The 21,281-nt window shown below is 50.5% G+C and carries 29 protein-coding genes and 6 pseudogenes; 13 read left to right on the top strand and 22 right to left on the bottom strand.

Features of this window, described 5'->3' with window-relative positions; all coding sequences use genetic code 11:
* The first annotated feature begins 58 nt into the window (after positions 1-58).
* Both CXB77_RS24330 and rng read left to right on the top strand, forming a co-directional pair.
* Positions 59-591 (top strand): annotated as a pseudogene (locus CXB77_RS24330) (Maf family protein).
* Between the two features lie 32 nt (positions 592-623).
* Positions 624-2,078, top strand: a pseudogene (gene rng / locus CXB77_RS01795) (ribonuclease G).
* Between the two features lie 76 nt (positions 2,079-2,154).
* Here rng and CXB77_RS01790 read toward each other — a convergent pair.
* The 5 genes and pseudogenes from CXB77_RS01790 to CXB77_RS22770 all read right to left on the bottom strand — a co-directional run bounded on the left by CXB77_RS01790 (position 2,155) and on the right by CXB77_RS22770 (position 4,210).
* The gene (locus tag CXB77_RS01790; protein WP_146108641.1) at positions 2,155-2,664 is read right to left on the bottom strand and encodes a hypothetical protein; all 510 of its coding nucleotides are present in this window, start codon (positions 2,662-2,664) and stop codon (positions 2,155-2,157) included.
* 535 nt (positions 2,665-3,199) lie between these two features.
* Positions 3,200-3,418 (bottom strand): hypothetical protein, encoded by a 219-nt coding sequence (locus CXB77_RS20810; protein ID WP_242445345.1) that lies wholly within the window; start codon positions 3,416-3,418, stop codon positions 3,200-3,202.
* A 4-nt stretch (positions 3,419-3,422) separates the two neighbouring features.
* A pseudogene (locus CXB77_RS01780) lies at positions 3,423-3,931 on the bottom strand (protein phosphatase 2C domain-containing protein); the annotation flags it as partial.
* Positions 3,843-4,049 (bottom strand): protein phosphatase 2C domain-containing protein, encoded by a 207-nt coding sequence (locus CXB77_RS24325; protein ID WP_172452489.1) that lies wholly within the window; start codon positions 4,047-4,049, stop codon positions 3,843-3,845. The pseudogene CXB77_RS01780 and the gene CXB77_RS24325, both read right to left, overlap by 89 nt.
* Positions 4,050-4,075: 26 nt before the next feature.
* Entirely contained in the window at positions 4,076-4,210 is a 135-nt protein-coding gene (locus tag CXB77_RS22770; protein ID WP_277949325.1) for a hypothetical protein, read from the bottom strand.
* Between the two features lie 114 nt (positions 4,211-4,324).
* Between CXB77_RS22770 and CXB77_RS20135 the strand changes: the two genes are divergently transcribed.
* A complete protein-coding gene (locus CXB77_RS20135) occupies positions 4,325-4,681 on the top strand; it encodes a hypothetical protein (protein ID WP_197710962.1) in 357 nt (118 codons plus the stop codon).
* 138 nt (positions 4,682-4,819) lie between these two features.
* Here the strand turns inward: CXB77_RS20135 and CXB77_RS01765 are convergent, their stop codons facing one another.
* Positions 4,820-5,194, bottom strand: a complete 375-nt coding sequence (locus CXB77_RS01765; RefSeq protein WP_242445344.1) for a DUF1566 domain-containing protein — start codon at positions 5,192-5,194, stop codon at positions 4,820-4,822.
* A 178-nt stretch (positions 5,195-5,372) separates the two neighbouring features.
* On the opposite strand from CXB77_RS01765, the gene CXB77_RS18990 reads away from it, so the two are divergent.
* Positions 5,373-5,768, top strand: coding sequence for a hypothetical protein (locus CXB77_RS18990; protein ID WP_146108639.1), 396 nt, complete (start codon positions 5,373-5,375; stop codon positions 5,766-5,768).
* Between the two features lie 11 nt (positions 5,769-5,779).
* On the opposite strand, the gene CXB77_RS01755 is transcribed toward CXB77_RS18990, so the two are convergent.
* From CXB77_RS01755 to queC, 13 genes and pseudogenes are all read right to left on the bottom strand, one after another.
* Positions 5,780-6,595 (bottom strand): DUF1566 domain-containing protein, encoded by an 816-nt coding sequence (locus tag CXB77_RS01755; RefSeq protein ID WP_105072554.1) that lies wholly within the window; start codon positions 6,593-6,595, stop codon positions 5,780-5,782.
* 19 nt (positions 6,596-6,614) lie between these two features.
* Complete coding sequence (locus tag CXB77_RS20130; protein WP_197710961.1) at positions 6,615-7,049, bottom strand: hypothetical protein; 435 nt, start codon at positions 7,047-7,049, stop codon at positions 6,615-6,617.
* Entirely contained in the window at positions 7,050-7,964 is a 915-nt protein-coding gene (locus tag CXB77_RS20125; protein ID WP_197710960.1) for a protein kinase domain-containing protein, read from the bottom strand.
* 93 nt (positions 7,965-8,057) lie between these two features.
* Complete coding sequence (locus CXB77_RS01745) at positions 8,058-8,792, bottom strand: Rha family transcriptional regulator (protein ID WP_105072560.1); 735 nt, start codon at positions 8,790-8,792, stop codon at positions 8,058-8,060.
* Positions 8,793-9,104: 312 nt separating this feature from the next.
* Positions 9,105-9,239, bottom strand: a complete 135-nt coding sequence (locus CXB77_RS22765; RefSeq protein WP_277949324.1) for a hypothetical protein — start codon at positions 9,237-9,239, stop codon at positions 9,105-9,107.
* Entirely contained in the window at positions 9,209-9,979 is a 771-nt protein-coding gene (locus CXB77_RS20120; RefSeq protein ID WP_197710959.1) for a DNA methyltransferase, read from the bottom strand. Before CXB77_RS20120 ends, CXB77_RS22765 begins: the two co-directional genes overlap by 31 nt.
* Before the next feature lie 38 nt (positions 9,980-10,017).
* Entirely contained in the window at positions 10,018-10,197 is a 180-nt protein-coding gene (locus CXB77_RS20115; protein ID WP_197710958.1) for a hypothetical protein, read from the bottom strand.
* Between the two features lie 85 nt (positions 10,198-10,282).
* Positions 10,283-10,453, bottom strand: a complete 171-nt coding sequence (locus CXB77_RS20110) for a hypothetical protein (protein ID WP_197710957.1) — start codon at positions 10,451-10,453, stop codon at positions 10,283-10,285.
* A complete protein-coding gene (locus CXB77_RS20105) occupies positions 10,428-10,754 on the bottom strand; it encodes a hypothetical protein (RefSeq protein WP_197710956.1) in 327 nt (108 codons plus the stop codon). The genes CXB77_RS20110 and CXB77_RS20105 overlap by 26 nt, the downstream gene beginning before the upstream one ends.
* Before the next feature lie 36 nt (positions 10,755-10,790).
* Positions 10,791-11,261: a 6-pyruvoyl trahydropterin synthase family protein gene (locus tag CXB77_RS01735; RefSeq protein ID WP_242445343.1), complete on the bottom strand. Its 471-nt coding sequence runs from the start codon at positions 11,259-11,261 to the stop codon at positions 10,791-10,793.
* A gap of 165 nt (positions 11,262-11,426) precedes the next feature.
* Positions 11,427-11,696, bottom strand: a complete 270-nt coding sequence (locus CXB77_RS01730; RefSeq protein ID WP_146108638.1) for a hypothetical protein — start codon at positions 11,694-11,696, stop codon at positions 11,427-11,429.
* Positions 11,693-11,878, bottom strand: a complete 186-nt coding sequence (locus CXB77_RS01725; protein ID WP_146108637.1) for a hypothetical protein — start codon at positions 11,876-11,878, stop codon at positions 11,693-11,695. Before CXB77_RS01725 ends, CXB77_RS01730 begins: the two co-directional genes overlap by 4 nt.
* Before the next feature lie 9 nt (positions 11,879-11,887).
* Positions 11,888-12,628: pseudogene (queC, locus tag CXB77_RS01720) on the bottom strand (7-cyano-7-deazaguanine synthase QueC).
* A gap of 12 nt (positions 12,629-12,640) precedes the next feature.
* Here queC and CXB77_RS23435 point away from each other — a divergent pair.
* Both CXB77_RS23435 and CXB77_RS23430 read left to right on the top strand, forming a co-directional pair.
* The gene (locus CXB77_RS23435) at positions 12,641-12,982 is read left to right on the top strand and encodes a cytochrome b/b6 domain-containing protein (protein ID WP_347338021.1); all 342 of its coding nucleotides are present in this window, start codon (positions 12,641-12,643) and stop codon (positions 12,980-12,982) included.
* A complete protein-coding gene (locus CXB77_RS23430) occupies positions 12,883-13,323 on the top strand; it encodes a cytochrome b/b6 domain-containing protein (RefSeq protein WP_347338020.1) in 441 nt (146 codons plus the stop codon). The genes CXB77_RS23435 and CXB77_RS23430 overlap by 100 nt, the downstream gene beginning before the upstream one ends.
* 63 nt (positions 13,324-13,386) lie before the next feature.
* Here the strand turns inward: CXB77_RS23430 and CXB77_RS20805 are convergent, their stop codons facing one another.
* Both CXB77_RS20805 and CXB77_RS20800 read right to left on the bottom strand, forming a co-directional pair.
* Positions 13,387-13,638, bottom strand: coding sequence for a c-type cytochrome (locus tag CXB77_RS20805; protein ID WP_242445342.1), 252 nt, complete (start codon positions 13,636-13,638; stop codon positions 13,387-13,389).
* A gap of 22 nt (positions 13,639-13,660) precedes the next feature.
* The gene (locus tag CXB77_RS20800) at positions 13,661-13,861 is read right to left on the bottom strand and encodes a hypothetical protein (RefSeq protein ID WP_242445341.1); all 201 of its coding nucleotides are present in this window, start codon (positions 13,859-13,861) and stop codon (positions 13,661-13,663) included.
* 112 nt (positions 13,862-13,973) lie between these two features.
* Here CXB77_RS20800 and CXB77_RS01705 point away from each other — a divergent pair.
* From CXB77_RS01705 to CXB77_RS20780, 4 genes and pseudogenes are all read left to right on the top strand, one after another.
* Positions 13,974-15,430: pseudogene (locus CXB77_RS01705) on the top strand (sigma-54-dependent transcriptional regulator).
* A gap of 32 nt (positions 15,431-15,462) precedes the next feature.
* Positions 15,463-16,743, top strand: a complete 1,281-nt coding sequence (argA, locus tag CXB77_RS01700; protein WP_197710963.1) for an amino-acid N-acetyltransferase — start codon at positions 15,463-15,465, stop codon at positions 16,741-16,743.
* Positions 16,740-19,319: pseudogene (locus CXB77_RS24320) on the top strand (mechanosensitive ion channel domain-containing protein). The gene argA and the pseudogene CXB77_RS24320 overlap by 4 nt, the downstream one beginning before the upstream one ends.
* Positions 19,319-20,122 (top strand): mechanosensitive ion channel family protein, encoded by an 804-nt coding sequence (locus CXB77_RS20780; RefSeq protein ID WP_242445339.1) that lies wholly within the window; start codon positions 19,319-19,321, stop codon positions 20,120-20,122. The pseudogene CXB77_RS24320 and the gene CXB77_RS20780 overlap by 1 nt, the downstream one beginning before the upstream one ends.
* Before the next feature lies 1 nt (position 20,123).
* Here the strand turns inward: CXB77_RS20780 and CXB77_RS01690 are convergent, their stop codons facing one another.
* Positions 20,124-20,309 carry a PA3496 family putative envelope integrity protein gene (locus tag CXB77_RS01690; protein ID WP_105072550.1) on the bottom strand — a complete coding sequence of 62 codons (186 nt, stop codon included), beginning with the start codon at positions 20,307-20,309 and terminating at the stop codon, positions 20,124-20,126.
* Between the two features lie 134 nt (positions 20,310-20,443).
* Between CXB77_RS01690 and CXB77_RS01685 the strand changes: the two genes are divergently transcribed.
* From CXB77_RS01685 to CXB77_RS24310, 3 genes are read left to right on the top strand one after another with little or no spacing between them, the layout of a single operon-like run.
* Positions 20,444-20,770 (top strand): IS630 transposase-related protein, encoded by a 327-nt coding sequence (locus CXB77_RS01685; protein WP_105072549.1) that lies wholly within the window; start codon positions 20,444-20,446, stop codon positions 20,768-20,770.
* Positions 20,771-20,797: 27 nt separating this feature from the next.
* Positions 20,798-21,040, top strand: coding sequence for a transposase (locus CXB77_RS24315; RefSeq protein ID WP_431520694.1), 243 nt, complete (start codon positions 20,798-20,800; stop codon positions 21,038-21,040).
* On the top strand, positions 21,030-21,266 hold the full coding sequence (locus tag CXB77_RS24310) for a transposase (RefSeq protein ID WP_431520693.1): 237 nt from the start codon (positions 21,030-21,032) through the stop codon (positions 21,264-21,266). Before CXB77_RS24315 ends, CXB77_RS24310 begins: the two co-directional genes overlap by 11 nt.
* The last annotated feature ends 15 nt before the right edge of the window (positions 21,267-21,281 follow it).

Here is a 21,281-nt window from a genome sequence, read left to right as displayed (position 1 = left end):
CGCATCCAGTTCACCGCGCCGAGCGGAGTTGCTCACCCAAATTGGCGTACAGTTTGCGGTGATTGATGCTGATTGTGATGAAACGCCGCTGCCTGCCGAAGCGCCGCGTGATTATGTACAACGCATGGCGCGACTCAAGGCGAACACCGGTAGCGCGGAAATGGTGGCGCAGCAGTTGCCACTGCGTCCGATATTGGCAGCGGATACCGCTGTTATCTGCAATGCGCGTATCTTAGGAAAACCGCGTGATGTGCACGATGCAGCAACGATGTTGCGGCTGTTGTCCGGGCGTCGTCATCAGGTATTGACCGCAGTTGCACTACTGATTCCCACTCCCACACCGCAAAATGGCTGGCGCTCAGTAAAAGCGATGTCACTTTTCGCACCCTGAGTGAGGCGGAAATTGCGTGGTATTGCCGCACTGGAGAGCCGCTAGATAAAGCCGGAAGTTATGGCATTCAGGGTTATGGCGGACTGTTTGTGACTACACTCAACGGCAGCTATTCCGGCGTTATGGGATTGCCGCTGTGTGAAACAGGACGTTTGCTCAAACAGGCAGGAATCGCGCTCATGCTGCCAACTGAAAACTGACAACTTTATCCATCCATCGAGATCGTGATTCCGTGACTGAAGAAATCCTCATCAATGTAACGCCGCCTGAGACTCGGGTTGCTGTGGTCGAAAACGGTGTGGTGCAGGAGATCATCATCGAACGTGCCGAACGTGCTGGTTTAGTTGGCAATATCTACAAAGGGCGCGCGTGTGCCGAGTGCTGCGGGAATGCAAGCAGCATTTGTCGATATTGGACTATCCGGGCAGCATTTCTCCACGCTTCCGATATTTTCAGCGCGGCACTGCATGACATTCGCACCGATCAAATCCATGAGCTGGTGCACGAAGGCGAATGTTAATGGTGCAGGTGGTGAAAGACCCGCTCGGCTCCAAAGGTGCGCGATTAACGACAAATCTCGCTTGCCTCACGCTATCTGGTGTGTATGCCCACGCTGCGCAATACCGGTATTTCCCAAAAGATCGAAGATGAAGAAGAAACGACGACGACTGCGCGACATTTTGCAGCGTCATGTCGATGCGCATCCGAATGAAGGCGGTTTTATTGGGCGCACTGCCGCGGAAGGCGTGAATGAAGAAGTATTAATTAATGACATGCGCTTTTTAGCCAAACTGTGGTGCGGTATTCAACAACGCTGCGCCCAAGCCACTAACATTCAATTAATTCACGATGATTTACCCTTAACACTGCGGGCGCTGCGCGATTTGGTAACACCAGAAGTAGAACGTATTCGGATTGATTCTCGCGCCATGTTTGAACAAGGCATTACCTTTTGCCGCAAATTACATTCCAGAAATTCAAGGTCGTATTGAACATTATCAGGGTGCACGTCCGTTATTTGATTTATACGGCATTGAAGAAGAAATTAAAAAAGCCTTATTGCGTAAAGTATGTTTGAAATCCGGTGGCCATTTAGTGATTGATCAAACTGAAGCCATGACCACTATTGACATTAACACGGGCATTTGTTGGTCATCGTAATCTCGAAGAAACCATTTTCAAAACTAATCTTGAAGCCGCGCAAGCCATTTGTCGGCAATTGCGACTGCGCAATCTTGGCGGCATTATCATTATTGATTTTATTGATATGGATGAGGATGAACACAAGCGCCAAGTGCTGCGTGCATTAGAAAAATGCCTCGCCCGCGATCATGCAAAAACGCACATTACTGAGGTGTCATCATTGGGTTTAGTGGAAATGACTCGCAAGCGCACCCGCGAATCATTGGAGCATGTGTTATGCGAACCCTGTCCATGTTGCGGCGGGCGCGGTTCCATTAAAACTGCGGAAACCACCTGCTATGAAATTTTCCGTGAGATTTTGCGGGAAGCACGGCAATTCGATGTAGAAACGCTATTGGTGCTGGCATCGCAGGAAGTAGTAGATCGAATGCTTGATGAAGAATCAGCGCATCTTGCCGAATTGGAAGCATTTATTGGTCATCCTATTCGGTTGCAGGCAGAGGCGCTGTATACGCAAGAGCAATATGATGTAGTATTGATTTGATGTCATTACGCAGCAGCGCCTTAATAAAAAATGCGCTACTGCGTGAAATAGTTAACGCTGCATTGGCGTTACATTGCTATTTAAAATAGCGAAAGCGTCTGCCATTCAATAATGGCGATTCACACATGCAGCGCGTGACCTGAATCGCATCCTCCAGAAATGTCCGCACTGCATCGGCAATATCGCTCTCCAAATAAGCAAAAGTCGCAACGTCATTGCCATCTTCAGCATGATGAATATACGGCGTGGTCGGCACTTCAAGTTGATGTAACGCGAGATGGAAAACTTTTTCGGATAAACCAACGCCGTGTAAAACATGCGCCTGAGATCGAGATAAATAACCTTGCGGAACACCATTGCGATGTTGCAATTCAACCTGTTCCACGCGGGATTCAAGCTGCTCGGTTTTGCGCACAATCACCACCTGCTGCTGTTTAATTCCGTCAATCTCCATTAAACCGTGCACCAGCGCAGCAATGATTGGATCGGTAATCGTGGTGGGCTGTAATTTGCCGCTCAGGTGTGCGTCATAAACGCGGATGATGTCTACCTGAACATCAAAAGCGTTGTCGGTCTCAGACTTCATGCAAATGAACAGCGACTGTTGACGGTCAAGGTAGTACTCAGTAGCAGGGCGACCAGCTCCATTGTGAATTATTTCCACAGCGTACAGAATACTGAATCCATTGAGTTTTTCTTTGTTGCTCTTAATGAGCTTACGGATCATGCGCGATCAGCGAACCCAAGCCGTTCGGCTAGATCAATGTCACGAATACGGAGTTCGCCGTTGATTGGCGTGAGGGTGAGAGTGTTGTTGGTTTCCATGATGGTCTCTTTACATTTGCTTCGACAGAATGGTTTATCCAAATGAGCCTGGACAGCCGGGAGGGTCGAAACGGCGTAAAGAACCGCGTGGTTATTACTGATTATTCAGATATTTACCACACTCCCAGCGATTAAAAAATCTTGAAACCGTTGGGCAAAAACACCGCATGTCTGACGGGTGCGGAATCCGCTTTACGAGGGTTCGACGCCTCTTACAACAAATAAAAACATAGATAGAGCGGCAGCGTCAAGCGATAATCCTACTGCAATTCAATTAAGGAATTGAAGCAGCATTTTTAACAACCCGATTCTGAACACATATCAATTAAAAACTGCATCGTTTCATCGCGCCAGATTAGCCCCAAACTAATATCATCGCCGCTGCCATGCTGTGAGATGTCATTTAACCAGTCGCGCAAATAAGGTTTCACGGCTGCTTGATCTGCGCCGCGCAACAATTCCCAATATCTCGCGCCACTTGTTGAAAACTCGCCTCGTCGCGGTAAGATTCGCATAACCATCGGTCGCCATTAAAATCAATGTCGGCGGAGCGCCAGCTAAGGGTTGAAAGCAAATTTGCATTTCATTCCACGCTTTTTCTGAGCACAACGACGTTGTTTCATTCGCAATCAATCGCGCATCTTTAGCAAATGGGCGCACGATGTTTCCTTCGTTGTCATCGTGAGCAAATCCCCATCGCCCAATTGCAGATATAGAATAAATTTGGGCGCAACAATCACCGCCAATAAGGTCGAACCATAAGCAATCAATGGCTGGTTTTCTAATTGCCGCCGCGCTGCGTCATTGAGCGGTGCCAATTCCGCAGCGGTGAACGGTTGCCGCGCCAGCCGCCGTTCCACCCGTTCCTGCCACTGCCGCACCACCGCCACCGGCAATTGCTCTTCCGCCCAGTGTTTGCACTGCGAAAGATGTTCAAATTCAACCAGATGCTTGCACACCTGTTGCGCCGCCAGCACCGCCAACCGCGCTCCGCATTGACTGCGAAAGCTCTTGGCTGCCGTGCCCATCCGCCAGCGCGAGCATTTGCGCCTGCCCCGCCAACTGGAAGCGCCGCGCCGCGTCTTGATTGGGTTGACCGCTGCGGTGATGCGCGCGCCCCGCACGCTGGCGCGGAGTAACTGCCACTCGGGGCGCAAAAATCGCTCACAACATCACCACACATCATCAGCCGCTTGCGGATCGGCGGCGCTCGGCGGCGTGGGAATCGGCACGTTGTGACCGTCGGGCAAAGCGGCGACTTGGCTGGCGGGCGCGGAGGCGGATTTGAGCACGCTGTCGAAACCCATTTGATATGCCGCACCAGCGCCTCGGGGTTATTGGCTTGCAGCGGTTTGATTTCAGAATGACCAATGAACTTTTGCAATACGTCGAGATTGGCATCTTCTCCAATTGCAATCGCAATGCGCACCGCTTTTTTACCCCAAGGTTCTGCCATTAACATTTGCAGCCCATGCGTAAACTCATCAGTTGGTTCACCGTCAGAAATAAGCACCAGCACCGGCGGTAAAGCGCGATCAGTCATTGGTGGAATCCGCAATTGTTCCGCCAACATAGTTAATGCGCGTCCTAAATCGGTCACACCATCGGCTGCTAAATTATTCCATTTGAATTCATCAACTGGCGTCGGTTGTGAGACATGCCATTGCGCACCGCTAGAAAATGCCAATGCGCGTACTAATACTTCCGCATTGGGATTTTCATCGGCAACGCTGCGCATGTGCGGCAATGATTCGCGGATTGCATTATTGAGCGCCTGAATTTTGCCATCAATCGACATTGAGCCAGAACAATCCGCAATCCAAATGAAATGCAGGCGGGCGGGTTGCTAATTCACCACCGGGACGTTTTGCATACAACACTCCTGAATAAACAACTAAAAATCAAAAAGATCAAAATCACTGTCCACCGCGGACGAGGCGAACGCGGTTGTAGTTGTACCGAGCGTCGTTGTAGGCGTAGCCATTGCCGAAATACACGCCCCACGCGTAGTTCGCGCCGTTGGCACTCGGAGAACCGGACCAAAACCACGAACTCGGCGTATTCGGAAAAGCTCCTGAATCGATGGTTGGTTTTGCATAATCTCCTTCACATTTCTCGCCAGTATCATTCCAAATTTTGGGTTGACCGCTGGAACAATAAACCAAAGATTTTAATTCGTCGATTGTTGGTAGTCGCCAATCTTGATAACCGGCATATCCACCATGTTTGTTGATTAGTTTCTGCCGCTTGTTTTGCTTCCTCCCAAGTATATTCTTTAGCTTCGCCAACACAAGTTCCGTTTTCCCATTTTTGCCCTAATGAAAACCGCATCCATTGTAAATCAGTTATTAAATCGGTTACTGTTAGCATCATGGTTGTATAAATAACGATTTCCCAACAAAATTGTCGCTACAGCCGCAGTAGTAATTTGCGATGCTGAAGTTGTTGTTTGGTAAAGGTTGCGTAATAATGTCCAACGCCAACATCCAAGATTCTACCGCCCAGTGCGCTGCTTCTGAATTTAACGCCGCATCATCTTCTAGCCGTTTAATTAAACGCGCTGATAATAAAGTGGGCGGAATCCCAGCGGAATTTTTCAATAATTCATCCGTAACTTTATTCTTCAAAGCGGTGGTTAATACAAAAATCTCTTGCGATATTGACCACAAGAATCTTTTAAGAGTGCCTCACAACGCTGCGAATCGTTGCATAAAGGATGTCCATAATTCAAGATCAATTCACGGAGCTGTGACGGGGTTCATCGTGCATGGTTTTATTCTCCTCAAAATTAAAATCACTTTCCGCCACGGACGAGGCGCACAAGTAGCGCACTGCCCCGATAGTTACTGCCGGCGTAGCCATTGACGAAACTTACATCACACGCGTAATCCGAGCTGTTGCATAGGGAGAAATCGACCAAACCACGAACTTGGTGTATTCGGAAAAAGCTCCTGAATCGATAGTTGGTTTCGCATCATCGCCTTCACAAGGTTCGCCAGTATCATTCCAAGTTTTGGTTTACCACTGGAACAATAAACCAACGATTTTAATTCGTCGATTGTTGGCAATCGCCAATCTTGATAACCGGCATAGCCAATGTTGCGATTTAAGGATTCAACCGCCTTATGAGCGTTCATCCCAATTGTATCTTTTAGCTTTACCAATACAGGTTCCATTTTTCCATTCTTGCCCAATGAACATCGCATCCATTGCAAATTGGTTTTAACATCGGTCACGGTGCCATCGTTATTATCACGATAACGACCGTCAGCAACGTTAGTGATATGCGGCGAGGGTGCAACAGGAATTGGCGCAGTATTAACAGCAGATTGCTGAATAGAAACTGGAACAGATGTTAATGTGGTGTTTGATCTCGGTAAAGGTTGCGCAATAACACCCAACGCCAACATCCATGATTCTACCGCCCAATGCGCCGCTTCTGAATTCAGCGCCGCGTCATCTTCTAGCCGTTTAATTAAACGCGCTGCTAATAAAGTGGGCGGAATCCCAGCGGAATTTTTCAGTAATTCATCCGCAACTCTATTCTTCAACGCGGTGGTCAATACAAAAATCTCTTTGCGATATTGACCGCACACATCTTTTAACAAAGCCTCACAACGCGCGAATCGTTGCATAAAGACTGTCCATTTCAAGATCAATTCACGGAGCTTGTGACGGGGTTCATCGTGCATGGTTTTCTTCTCCTCGTTATTAAAACCGAATCTCGCCTTCTTGATGCCCAAACTGAATTTTTACTCCGCTCACCAATGACACACTGCGCCCCGGCTCCACATCGCGGACGACACCATCTGGCATAGTCACCACCCATTTTGCGTCTGACAGATTCTTTAATCCCCAAACATTTTTCTGTTGCGGATGCTGCTGCATTTCAGCCACCGGCTGCGATAAATCATAACGCCGTTGCGGATCAATATGATGCGGAAATAGTTTGGTATCGTGATTCAACATCACAATCTCACGCCCTACACGCAATCGAAATGGCAACGTTAAATTGCGCTGACAAGACCAACAGGGATACGGCTGCCCGTTATTATTCCGCAACGCCTCAACATCATAAAAGTTTTCCGCCCGCAACTGCCACAATACAGAATAGAATCGCGCATCTGCATTAAAGTTGCCCGCCATTCACTTTCCCGAATGCGTGCCTGCGGATCGTGCAAACCACCCGTAAACGCTTGAATAAAGCGTTGCGTAAAAAAGTCGGATACATCGGCCAGTATTCCAAAGCGTTGTCGTGAATACCGCGCACCGGATAATTCGCTTATTCGTAGGATCGAAAATAAACAACGGATTGATGCCATAAAGCTGCGTCATTGCCGGAAGATCAAAGCATTTAATATCTGCCTCGCGCTGACCTTCAAGCGGATGATGAATATGCAGCAAATAAAACAACAACACCGACAACGAAAATAAATCCGTTTGCGTACTCGGCACTGCCGCACCGCGCACGATTTCTGGCGCAATAAAACGCGGCGTTCCTAAAACGCCACTGATCGCCATGCCGTCATCAATTGCCACATTATCATTATCACAGATTTGAATATCGCCGCTATTGGGATCAAAAAACACATTTCCAAAGGAAATATCCCGATAACATAACCCTTTGGCGTGGAGTTCTAAAAACGCCTGCGCCAACTGCAAACTGGCAGTCGATAGCGCATAAAATGAAGGCTCAATCCGTCGCTTCATTAAATCAACAATGCCCTTAAAACGCGGTTCGCGCAGCGGCATGATGTAACCAAACCCGGACGCAGTAGCATAATTGTCTAACACCAAATCCATCGGCCAAAGAAATTGCGCACTGGGCGCACCGGCGCGAATCAACGCCTCTAAATTAATCTTCTGCGCGGGCGTTGCCTGCTCGGAAAAATACCATTTCAGCGCCAATGCTTTACCATCTAAATCAGCGCGATATACTTCGCCTTGTCCGCCGCCGCCAATAAAATCTTTAATCGTGCAAGCATGACCAGAAACCGTGTTACAGTGGAACCGAGTTTGAGTAGTTGGTGCATCTGTAATAACCTCAAAATGAATGAACATGTGTAAATAATAACCCAATCGAGTTCAAATAAAAATGGCGTTGCTGCACATAATCAACGCCATTCCTATTAATGCTGTTGCGTGTGTGACCGGCTATTTAGAATAGCGAAAGCGTCTGCCATTCAATAATGGCGATTCACACATGCAGCGCGTGACCTGAATCGCATCATCAATAAATGTCCGTACTGCATCGGCAATATCGCTCTCCAAATAAGCAAAAGTCGCAACATCATTGCCATCTTCAGCATGATGAATATACGGCGTGGTCGGCACTTCAAGTTGATGTAACGCGAGATGAAATACTTCTGCGGATAAACCGATCCCGTGTAATACATGCGCCTGAGATCGAGATAAATAACCTTGCGGAACACCATTGCGATGTTGCAATTCAACCTGTTCCACGCGGGATTCAAGCTGCTCGGTTTTGCGCACAATCACCACCTGTTGCTGTTTAATTCCGTCAATCTCCATTAAACCGTGCACCAGCGCAGCAATGATTGGATCGGTGATCGTGGGTTTAGCTGCGGCAGCCTCAAGTTCCTGCCAGCGATCCACAAGGCGAGCGGTAAATTCAGGCGATAACTGCGCCACCACGATGAACGAATCGCGTTTATGGGCGTGATCGAAGACGTACATCTCGCGCTTGACTGAAAAGCCTAAGTTGTTGATTTCCTCGAAAAACGCCAATGGCGTTTTCCGGATAACGCCACGTTCTACGAGGCGATCAATTGAGCGCATCACGTCGATATGACGGGACTCAACCAGTTCGGCGATCTCACGGGAATTCATGGTGATGGGTAATGCGGAAAGGGTGTTGCAGTGTTCCATAACAGATTCCTGGTTTAGTTGGAAACTGCCGTCATCAAAGTTCAATTGAGTGGCGGCAGTGCTATACAGGGTTGAACTGCCGGAACCAAGGAAACCGGTGAGCCTAATGGCTCCCACTGTATAGCCCACCGTCGAAATCGTGCGGGCACAAAAAATGCGCCTTTCGCTGGGTGGCACTACGCGCCTTTGGTTATCCGAGAGTTCAATCCCGACCGTCATGTGACGGTAAAATCAGGCTAATTCAGGAAGAGCAATGGTGTCAAGCGATAATTATTTGATAGCTAATCATTCAATGTTGAATATGAATCCAATTCAAAATAATGCCTTCTGTGAATCATTCTTTGATGCCAACGCTGCCTTTTTGAAATTCAAACCACCAGCAGCAAGATCGGGATAACGTGGGCGTTCGCTGCCATTCAATAATCCTTCAATCGTGAGGATTTGCAAGCGAGGATAACGTTGATCTGAAATGCTGGCGTTTCATAAAAACCCGTTCCAGTCGCTTCAATTAACATCGGTTTTGTGGGCGGAGCGAGCGTGATAAATAAACCAATTGCTGCCTGTTCGCGGGTGACGACATGCGCCAAATCACGAATCATGGCAACACTGACATTTTCGCCGCCTTTTACGGATACAACAATTTTATTCACGCTTTGCTTGTCATCCTGAAAAAAGATCAACCCGTCAATACCACCATCAGCACCTTTTTTCTTACCTTGAAATGGCTGCGCATTTACCAATGAACACGCCCACCATTGGAATTGATATTTATCGCGGGCAGCAAGATTACGCGCTCCCTCAAGGTCTTTTGGTGTGCCCTGAACATCAAAAGTAATGCTGGGAAAACTGTCACGCAATCGCTTTTCAATCAACGTGATTGCTAAATGCGTGATGTCAATTCCAATCCATTGCCGATTGAGACCATGCGCAGCATGAATTGCCGTACCGCAACCACAAAACGGATCAAGAATGACATCGCCTTCATTGCTGCTGGCGCGAATGATCCGCTCCAATAATGCCAGCGGTTTTTGTGTTGGATAACCCAACCGTTCTCCACCAGCAGGATTGATGTCATCCCAATTATTTTGTAATGGAACGCCGGGCATTTCATCAAGATAACGCTTATAAGCCGGCACTGTATTTGGTTTTGTTTGCACAATGCGTCCTTGTGCAATCAGTTGATCCATATTTTCTTTTGAATAGCGCCAACAACGTATTACACCCATCACTCATAACTGGGATGACCTGTTGCTGCGCCACCGGGACCGGTTAAATTATCCAAGCGATAAACGCGCCCTGTTTCTGCTTCAATGTGACGATATGAGCGTTTAAGATAGTCTTCGCTATACGGCGTGAAAAAGCCATTCCATGTCCATTCGTTGGATTTTGTATAAAAATAAATCACATCACGAATGTTGCCATATTGTTTGCGTCCTTGTTTTGCGTCGCTGTGCGCACTGGAGCGTTTCCAACTAATTTCAGTGCGGAAATTACCTTTCCAAAGACTGCATCCAATAAGATTTTAAATAGTGCGATGCAGTCGGATCACAATGTAAATAAAGCGAGCCAGTGGGTTTTAAGACGCGATGCAGTTCTAATAAACGGCTTGCCATCATAATGAGATATGCCATCATGTCATTGCTGCCGAGAAGTTTGCGCATTGCCTAATAACTCAGTGACATTGGCATTCGATTGGAGAAGAATATCCGCCATTTCATGCTCGGCTTGTTCGCCCCAATGCCAAGTGTCTGAAGGCTTCAATCTGCGCGTGGCTATCGTGACTTTTGGCGATTTGAATAACACATTATAATTAGCATTGGAATTAAACGGCGGATCAAGATAAATGAGATCAACCGATTCAGTTATCAAATGCTCACGCAAAATGTTGAGATTATCGCCAAAATAAAGGTATTCATGGTTATTGCGCTCAGGTTCAAAATAGCAAGGCTTCAATTTGTCCACCACAGCCCAGCGCCACAGCCCGGCGTTTCCTCAATTTCAATTCCATCGAGCGCAGGCAAAACGCGGCAATTTCTCGCCGAATCCAGTGCGCCAATTCAATAGGATCGGCATTTTTAATTGCGGCAATTGATCAAGCCGATGGTGATCGAGCTGGCGATAAACCGGCGTAAACAAGGTTTTAACGTCGCCATAATCGACCGTCCAACCCAGCACTGCATCCAACGGCGCACTGAGCAACAGCCGCAACAAATAACTGTGACCGTGCAACCGTCGCCGACCGTCGCCAGCCGGCGCATCGGGAAATTGCACTGCACTTTCAAAGCGTTGCTCTTTCCAAATGCGGAATTGTTGCCCGTCATAATGACAACCGGCGGTCGCGGTTTCGCACACCGTCACGCGGCGCAGCGTCGGCAATTGCGGCGCGAATCGTTGCCACAGCCACTGCGCCAGCAATTCGCTGGTCGGATTTTCTAAACCGGAAATGTCGTTGAGACAGGCGTGATGCATTCGGCGTGAAGCGGCTGCCAGAGCGCATCAAGGTTATTGAACAAATCCCCCCAACCCCCCTTTGCTAAAGGGGGGCTTTTCAATCTCTTTGCGAAAAGGGGGCTTTCTCTTCCTCCCCCCTTTGAAAAAGGGGGGCGGGGGGATTTCTCAACATGCACAATCACTTCAAAACCATGACCGTGCATTCGTCCGCATTGATGCCCAGCCGGAACATTCGGCAACGATGCGCGCTTCAAAGCGCCAGCGTCGCCACAATTCAATTTCCCCGCGCTCGCTCACCACCGCACCTTGATCGGCAGTGCTGTCCACGCCGAGCTGCACCAGACCGGGCAGCGCCAGCCGCTCGCGCAGCCACATCGCCAACGCTGCATCATTCGGCAATGGCATGATTTCATTCAAATCGCAGTAATTCAGTGCGGCGACCTGCTCGGTCAACGGCGCTTAATTGCCCAGTCGCTGCGCCCGCAAATTGCGCCCAATCGGCTGGCAACTGCGCCCGCAGTCGCGCTGTAAAACTGTGCCATGCCGCCGTCGCGCCGGATGTCCGTCGGGCAAATTCGGCAATGCCGCGCAGCGTGAAAAGTGGCATTCGCAAAATAAAATAGCTTGTCAGTCATCAACTTATCTCAAAAAGCAGCGGTTAACAGTGGATCGGAAACACCGGCTTCGGCAAATCCGCGAGCGCGAGTAAACAGGAATCGCACTGTCCGCACGGGCGACCAGCGGGATCGGGATCGTAGCAACTGCACGTCAATCCATAATCGACGCCCAGCGCCATGCCTCGGCGAATGATGTCGGCTTTGCTCAATTCGAGCAGCGGCGCATGAACGCGAAATTGCGCCGACCTTCCACTGCCGCTGCCGTGGCTAAATTGGCCATTTGCTCAAACGCAGCGAGATACGCCGGGCGACAGTCGGGATAACCGGAATAATCCAGCGCGTTCACGCCGATAAAAATCGCCTCTGCGCCGAGCACTTCTGCCCACGCCAGCGCGAACGATAGAAACACCGTATTCCGCGCTGGAACATAAGTGATGGGAATTCCGCTGCTCATCGCTGCCGTGTCGCGTCCTTTTGGAACAGTTAAATCAGCAGTCAATGCCGAACCGCCAAACCGCCGCAAATCAATTTCGGCGATGACATGTTCCGCCACGCCCTGCGCCGCAGCGACGCGACTCGCCGCAGCGAGTTCAATCACATGCCGCTGCCCGTAGCGAAATGACAACGCATAGGCGTGAAACCTTCTGTTTTGGCGATTGCCAGCGTCGTCGCTGAATCCAAGCCACCGCTCAAGAGCACGACTGCGCTCGTCTGTTTTCCGCGTGGTGTTTGCGCCACAATTAAATCCTTCCTAACCAAGTTATTCATGCTAAAAAATCAATGACTATCAAAACGATTCGCGTTTGGGATCTGCCCACGCGCCTCACCCACTGGCTGCTGTTTTTACTGGTGACGGCAGCGATGGTGACCGGATTATCCGGCGGCAATCTGATGGAATGGCACGGGCGCATTGGGCTGGGCATTTTAGGACTGCTGACTTTCCGCCTGATCTGGGGCGTCATCGGTTCGACTTACGCCCGATTCCACCAATTCGTGCGCGGCCCCGCAGCCATTCGCGCCTATTGCGCGGCGACTGGCGCGGCGTTGGTCACAATCCGCTCGGCGCATTATCGGTGCTGGCGCTGCTCGGTGCGCTGCTGCTGCAAACTGCCAGCGGCTTAATTGCCAACGACGACATCGCATTTAATGGACCGTTATATCCGCTCGTCACCTCGGCACTCAGTGGACAAGCCAGCGCCCTGCATCGAGAATTTTTCTGGTTGATCAGCGGCTTGGTTGGATTGCATCTCGGCGCGGTGCTGTTTTATACGCTGGGACGCGGCACATCGCTGATTCGTCCGATGTTGACTGGCTGCGTTGTGGTTGACGATTCGGCAGTACCAGCAGCGACTGGTGGCGGATGGTTGGCGTTGATTATCGCCATTGCTGGCGCGCTGGTGGTGTGGCTGGCGAGTGGCGGAATGTTGACTGCTGCGCCGGTGCACAGCGTACCGAGCTGGTAAACACACAACAAAAAGGCCGCCCGCGTGGGCGACCTTCACAAGCAAAATCAAGCACTTTTTCGATCAATCGTCATCGTTGGCGCGAAACTTCTCGTGACAGTTTTTGCACGTTTTGCCGAGATCACCGAATGCGGTTTGCACTGCATCCTTGTCGCCTTCCGCCGCCACTTCAGCGAGGTTTTCTGCTGCATCGACGAACTCACGAGCGAGGCGTCCTACTTCTTCGCCATTCTCTGGTTTGAATAGTTCTGGCTTGGCAAGAGTTTTATGTCCACCGACAGCTTGATCTGTGCCGGGTCCAAATAATGCGCCCATGCCGGAATTGGCGATGGCGCAATCACATTGGCAGCATTGGCAACCTGATCTTGGTTGAATTCACCTTGCAGATTGCTTTGATTTTGATCATGTTCCACGCCATGAAGCTGTAACCAGCCTGACGAAATTCAATCTGATCTTCGGGTTTGAGATCAGCAAATGCGGGAGTCACGAGCATGTAAGTCAAAACACCGATAGCGGTACTGGCAAGCACTCGATTCATGGAAAAAACTCTCTGGTGATGATTTGATAAGGAGCCACAAGATTAGGGCAATCTGCGAGCGCATCAAAGGACTATCGCTTGAAAATTCCCACAACCACTGGGCGGGCTGCCGATGAATAAGGCTTTAGCACTCGTCGTCGATGACGAGGTCGATATTCTTGATCTGCTCAAGATCACGCTCAAAAGAATGGACGTGCAGGCGTTGACTGCATCGACGCTGCCGAAGCGCGGCAGCAATTGGAACGCAATCGGTTTGATTTATGTTTAACCGATATGAACCTGAGCGACGGTTCGGGGCTGGAACTGATTCGTCACATCAGCGAACACTATCCGCAATTCCGGTGGCGATGATTACGCGCACGGCAACATGGAATCGGCAGTGCTGGCGATGAAAGCGGGCGCGTTCGATTTCGTCGCCAAACCCGTTGATTTGCAGTTGTTGCGGCGATTAGTCGGCTCGGCGCTCAAATTGCGCGGACGCAGCGGCGCGAGTGATGGCGAAGTACGGCTGCTCGGCGATTCTCCGCGATGGAGCAAATTCGGCGGTTAATCAACAAGCTGGCGCGGCATCAAGCGCCAGTGTTCATCACCGGCGAAAGCGGCACCGGTAAAGAATTGGCGGCGCGACTCATTCACGCGCAAGGTCCGCGCAGTGAAGGGCGTTTTGTCGCAGTCAATTGCGGCGCGATTCCGTCGGAATTGGTGGAAAGCGAATTGTTCGGGCATAAAAAAGGCAGCTTCACCGGCGCGATTGGCGACAAAGAAGGCTTGTTTCAAGCTGCCGAGGGCGGAACGCTGTTTCTCGACGAGGTGGCGGATTTACCACTGCTGGCGCAGGTCAAACTGCTGCGGGCGATTCAGGAAAAGCGGGTGCGTCCGATTGGAACCCAGCGCGAAGTGCCGGTTGATGTGCGGATTATCAGCGCCAGCCACCGCGATTTGAATGTTGAAGTGGAGCAAGGGCGATTTCGGCAAGATTTGTTTTATCGTATCAATGTCATCGAGTTACGAATGCCGGCGCTGCGTGAGCGTCCACAAGATATTCCGCTGCTCGCCGCGCAGATTCTGCGCCGACTCGCGCCCGCACCGGATGGCGAAACAGCAGCATTGACGTTAACGCCCGCTGCCATTGCTGCGCTGCAACAGCAATCGTTTCCGGCAACGTGCGCGAGTTGGAAAACATTTTAGAGCGAGCGATTGCGCTGGGCGACGGCGATCTGATTGATATTGATGATCTTTATTTGAAAACTGCGCCGATTGAAGAAATCCCCCCCGGCCCCCCTTTTTCAAAGGGGGGAGTTAAATCCCCCCGCCCCCCTTTTTCAAAGGGGGGAGGAAGAAACGCCCCCGTTTGGAAAAGGGCACGAAAAGCCCCCCTTTAGCAAAGGGGGGTTGGGGGGATTTGATGAAACCGGGCGGTTGGAAGGATTTAAAAATTTCAATCATGCCGCCGCTGCCCAAGCTCTCGGCATCAGCGAACGTTCATTACATTGGCGTTTGATCGCGCTGGGTCTCGAACCGCGCCCACCAGCGCCAGCAGCATCAACTCCTTCAAATAAAAGGAAATAATTGTGTCTGACCGTGATCCTTTTGTGGACTGGATGCGCCATGCCACGCCGTATATTCACGCGCATCGTGGTCGCACTTTCGTCATCGCATTCGGTGGCGAAGCAGTGGCAGATGCGCAATTTCCCAGCCTTGTGCACGACATCGCGCTGCTGCACGGCTGCGGCATTCGATTGGTGCTGGTGCACGGAACGCGCCCACAAATTGAGGAGCGGCTGGCGCAGCACGGCGCACAACTGCGTTATATCAATGGGTTGCGCATCACTGACGCCACTGCATTGCGCTGCGTAAAAGAAGCAGCGGGTATGGTGCGCGTGGAAATTGAGGCGCTGCTGTCGCTCGGTCTCGCCAATTCGCCGATGGCTGGTGTGCATATTCCGGTCGTGTCCGGCAACGTCATCACCGCCCGTCCGCTCGGCGTGATTGACGGCGTGGATTACGGTCACACCGGCGCAGTGCGGCGCGTCGATCACGGCATGTTGCGGGCGGTGCTCGATCAAGGCGCAGTGGCGCTGATGCCACCGCTGGGTTATTCGCCGACCGGCGAGGTGTTCAATCTCAGCGCAGCAGATGTTGCTCGCAGCACTGCCGTTGCCCTGAACGCCGATAAGCTGATCTTTTTACTAGAAAATAGTGCTGAAACCGGCACGTCGCGTTTATTACCGAATTTGCTGGCGCGAGAAGTAGACGCGCTGTTAACCACCACGCCCGATCTGCATTCAGAAATTGCTGCCTGTTTACGCGCTGGCGCAGATGCGTGTCGTCACGGCGTGCGGCGCGTGCATTTGGTAGCGCGGCGACAAAATGGGGCGCTGCTGCGCGAACTGTTCACCCGCGACGGCAGCGGAACGCTCATTTCCGCTGAACCTTACGAAACGCTGCGCCCGGCGCACATCAACGATGTCGCCAGCATTTTGGAGCTGTTGCAGCCGCTGGAAGAACGTGGCGTGTTGGTGCGCCGCTCGCGGGAACGGCTCGAAACCGAAATTGATCGTTTCGTGTTGACTGAGCGCGACGGTTTGGTCACGGCCTGCGCAGCGTTATACGACTATCCACAAGAAGGTATGGCGGAGCTGGCGTGTTTAGCGGTGCATTCCAATTATCGCGGAGCGCGACGCGGTGAACGATTATTGGAACATTTAGAACATCAAGCGCGTACCCGTGAAATCAAACGGTTATTCGTGCTGACGACCCAGACTGCGCATTGGTTTCAAGAACGCGGTTTTCAACCCGCTGGTTTGGACGCGCTGCCGATGGCAAAACAGGCGCTGTATAACTTTCAACGTCAATCTAAGGTGTTTATTAAATCACTGTGAATATCCGCTTAATTATTGTTTTTACTTGCTATTTGTGCGCATTCATCGCCGCGCCCGCACTGGCTGATGCGCCCGCTGCAAGCGCCACCACGCTGCCGACAACGACTCAACTCACCGCTAAATTGACCGAAGTGCAGGCCGCCACCGGCTTGGATGAAACGGTCAAAGCGAGTCTGATTGAGCAATACCGGCGGGCGCAGTCAAATTTAGAAGACATCAATAATTTCAATGCGAAAGCAGCGGATTTCACCGAATCGCTGAAAACCGCACCACCAGCCACTGCGCTGCTGCTCAAACAACTGAAAAACGCGCCAGCGCCGACTGCCGTTGATCCCACGCTGGCGCAGTTGACGGCAGCGGACATCAATCAGCGATTAAGTCAGGTGCTGGCTGACGTGGCGCAGCAGGAAACAAATCTCAGCGAGTTTGAAAAACAGATTAATTCCAGTGTCGAACGTCCGGCGGCAGTGCGGCTGCGTTTGACGAATTAAAACAACAGCTTGATCAGCTTGACGTGAAGCTGCATCAACCGACCGCCGCAGGTGAAGCGCCGGAATTGGCGCAAGCTCTGCGCTGGGCACTGGAAACTCAGCGCGAGGCGTGGTGGGCGGAAAGTCGAATGCTGGAGCAGGAATTGCTCAGTCAGGCAGTGCGTGAGGCGCTGTATAAAGCGCAGCGCGATCAAACCGCACTGACGTTGCAGGGTTTGAAACTGCGGCAACAGGCACTGGAAGCGCAGCAAAATCAACGCCGTACCGCTGAAGCTGAAGCTGCGCAACGTGCTTCCGAGCAGGCGCAGCGTAAAGCGGAAAATAAAGACCCGCTGGTGCAGAAATTGACCCAGCAAAATGTGGACATCACTGATTCCATCGGGAAATTAGCGCAGCAGCTTGACGGGTTAAATCAAGAACTCAACGGCATGACCGCCGAGCGCAAACGGATTGAGCAAGGTTTTCGGAGTGCGAAACAGCGTCTTGATGCTGCCGGATTGAGTAAGGCGCTGGGACAAATTCTGCTGGATGATCGCCAGCAACTGCCAGATTTGCGCCAACTGCGTAAAACCATCAATGAGCGCGAAAACGACATTGCTGAGGCGACGCTGCGGCAGATTCATTACCGCGAGCAGGAGCGCCAGCTCCGCGATGAAGATGGTTATCTCACAACATTACTCGCTGCTGCATTGGGCGAATCGATAGACCCAAATGTTGACAGCCCCAACGCAGTACTGCGTAAACAACTCAGCTTGACTTTGGCACAACGTAAACCGTTGTTGGCGCAGGCACTGAAAGTTGAAGACGACTACATCCGTCAACTCAGCGAACTGAATTACGCTGCCGAGCAGGTGGTGCAAATTGCCACTGCTTACGATGCGTTCCTCGCCGAGCGGTTGCTGTGGGTGCGCAGTGCGCCAGCGGTCAGTTTGGACACGTTAACGGGATTACCGACGGCGCTGCTGTGGCTGGGATCGTGGAACGGCTGGCGCGATGTGGCGACCGTTCTGGTCACGCAAATTCCGCGCAATCTGTTATTTTGGTTGGAATTATTCGGCGTAATCCTGCTGTTTTGGAAACGCAGCGCGTTGCAACGGGCGATCCAAACCAGCGCCGTGCCGCTGCGTCAGGTGCACAGCGACCGCGTGTCATTCACGTTACACGCTCTGGGTTTGACGCTGCTCGTGGCGCTGCCGTTGCCGCTGTTGATCTGGCTCATCGGACAACAATTGCAAACGGCAGTGGAGGCGACGACCTTTGCCCGAGCGTTCGGCATGGCGCTGGTTGAGATTGCCTTTGGGCTGTATTACCTGCGGGCATTTCGCACGCTGTGCCTTCCCAATGGCGTCGCGATCGACATTTCCGCTGGCGCAGCGACACGGTCAAACGGCTGCGGCGCGATTTCGACGGCTTTACTTGGTATGTCATTCCGGTGGCGCTGCTCACGGTGATGATTTTTCGTCACAACGATCCGTTTACACCAACAGCCTCGGTCGTCTGATGCTGGTGGCGAACATGATCGGATTTGCAGTGCTGTTTGCGCGACTGCTCAATCCTCAGCACGGAGTTTTGACGCCGCTACTGCTCGCCGCACCCACTGGCTGGCTCAACCGCCTGCGTTATCTGTGGTTTTTCGGCATCGTGGGCTTGCCGCTGGTGCTCGCAGGGCTGGCGTTGGTGGGCTACGTCTACACGGCCGGCGTGCTGTTTCAATCGCTGGTGTACCAAACATGGCTGGCGCTGGCGCTGGTCGTCATTCACCAATTGATTGTGCGCTGGCTCATGGTGGCGCGGCGACGGCTGGCGCTACAGGCGGCGCTTGATCGGCAAGCAGCACGGCGAGCACCGGCAGAAGTAGAAGAATTGCTGGAAACTCCCGAACCTGATTTAGCGGCACTCGATGAACAAACCCGTCATCTGATTAACGCAGCGATTTTTTTCAGCGCAGTTGGCGGCTTTTGGTTGACCTGGTCGGAAGTATTACCGGCGTTCACTTTATTTGAGCAATTCGCGCTCTGGCATTACAGCGGTGTAGTGGATGGGCAAATCCAGTTAATTCCCGTACCGTCGCTGATGTTGGATTAGTGCTCGTAATTCTATTGATTGCGGTCATTGCCGCAAAAAATTTACCGGCGCTATTGGAAATCGTGCTATTGCAAAGTGATTCAGTCTCGGCGGGTGGACGCTATGCAATTAAAACACTGGTGCGTTATTTCATCATTGCCACTGCGTTTTTATTAGCGTTTAACGCCATGGGATTTAATTGGTCGCAAGTGCAATGGCTCGTCGCAGCATTGAGCGTTGGCATTGGTTTTGGGTTACAAGAAATCGTCGCCAACTTTGTGAGTGGTTTGATTATTCTATTCGAGCGCCCAGTGCGCGTCGGTGACATCGTAACCATTGGCGAAACTTCCGGCATCGTGACCAACATTCAAATCCGTGCTACCACCATTCGCAACTGGGACAAGCAGGAGCTGTTAGTTCCAAATAAGGAATTCATCACTGAACGGTTATTGAATTGGACGCTTACCGACCAGCAAAACCGAATTAGCATTCCGATTGGGCTTGAATATGGCAGCGACACACAATTGGCGCTAAGGGTATTAAAACAAATTGCCCAGAACAATGAGCGCGTACTTGATGATCCTGAACCCTTAGTCAGTTTTGATGGTTTTGCGGATAATGCCTTGACGATCACGCTGCGCTGTTATTTGGGAACTGTTGATGGACGTATTGACGTGATTACCGAATTACATCAAACGATTTATGAGACCTTTGCTGAACAGGGTTTAGTCATGGCATTCCCGCAACGCGAGGTGCATTTATCTGCTCGCCAACCGCTAGAAATCCATCTCCAGCGTTCACCGCTACCGCCCGCGGCAGCCTGAGTTATTCATTCAATTCATCGAATTCTGGGTCATCAAGCAGCTCGCGCAAGCGTTTGATTTCGCGCATGTGTTCAATGCGACGACGAATATCAAGGCTGGCTGCTTGTTGACTGCGTGATTCTTGATGGGTCAGCGGTGGAATACGCTCCACAACCTCCTGTCCATAGCTGTTTTCAGTATCTAACATGGCTTATACCTCAGTGGATAACGGAATCAAGATAGGCGGCGTATAACAGAAATTGCCGTCCATTAAAAGTAGTTTCTTGCGATTTATAGCAATTCCAATATAAAATGATTTTATAAATGAGGAGTGAAAAGCAAATGACCTACTCTGTTGATTTCCGTCGTCGAGCATTAGAAATAAAAGAAAAATTTAACCTTACTTATAGTGAAACTGCCCGCAGGCTAGGAGTTGGCTCTGCGAGTTTAATTCGCTGGAATAAAGAACTAGAGCCACAAAAGCATCGCAACAAACCTGCAACTAAAATTAACACCAATCAACTGCTAAAAGATGTTGAAACGTATCCTGATGCTTACCTTCAAGAACGTGCCGATAGATTGCAAGTGAGCAAGAGTGGTATTGGTGCAGCCTTGAAAAGATTGGGCATTAGTCGAAAAAAAAACATTTTCTCATCCCAAAGCAGATGACAAGCACGTCTTTCATTTCAAGAACGCATAGCAAGCTATAAAACAACTAAAAAAACAATAGTTTATATTGATGAAAGTGGATTTGCTAACGATATGCCGCGTTCTTATGGATACTCTCCTATCGGAAAAAAGTGTTTAGACAAGCGCAATTGGCATGAAAAAGGACGAATAAATGCTATTGGGGCAATAACTGACTTTAATTTAGTGACGGTGACTTTATTTACCGGTTCAATTAACTCTCAAGTTTTTCTTTTTATGGATAACCGATGATTTGTTGCCAAAACTACCAGCAAACTGCGTTCTTGTCATGGATAATGCTACTTTTCACAAAAGACAAGATATTCAGCAGAAGATTAAAGCAAGCGGACATATTTTAGAATACTTACCACCATATTCACCTGACTTAAACCCGATTGAACACTACTGGTCAAAAGCAAAAGCGATTCGCAAAAGGAACCATTGCACAGTTGATGCTTTATTTGCCTGTAATTTGTAATCATTTTATGCTGTG

Source organism: Chromatium okenii (assembly GCF_002958735.1).
Lineage (GTDB): Bacteria > Pseudomonadota > Gammaproteobacteria > Chromatiales > Chromatiaceae > Chromatium > Chromatium okenii_A.
This window is presented reverse-complemented; position numbering and strand designations above follow the sequence as displayed.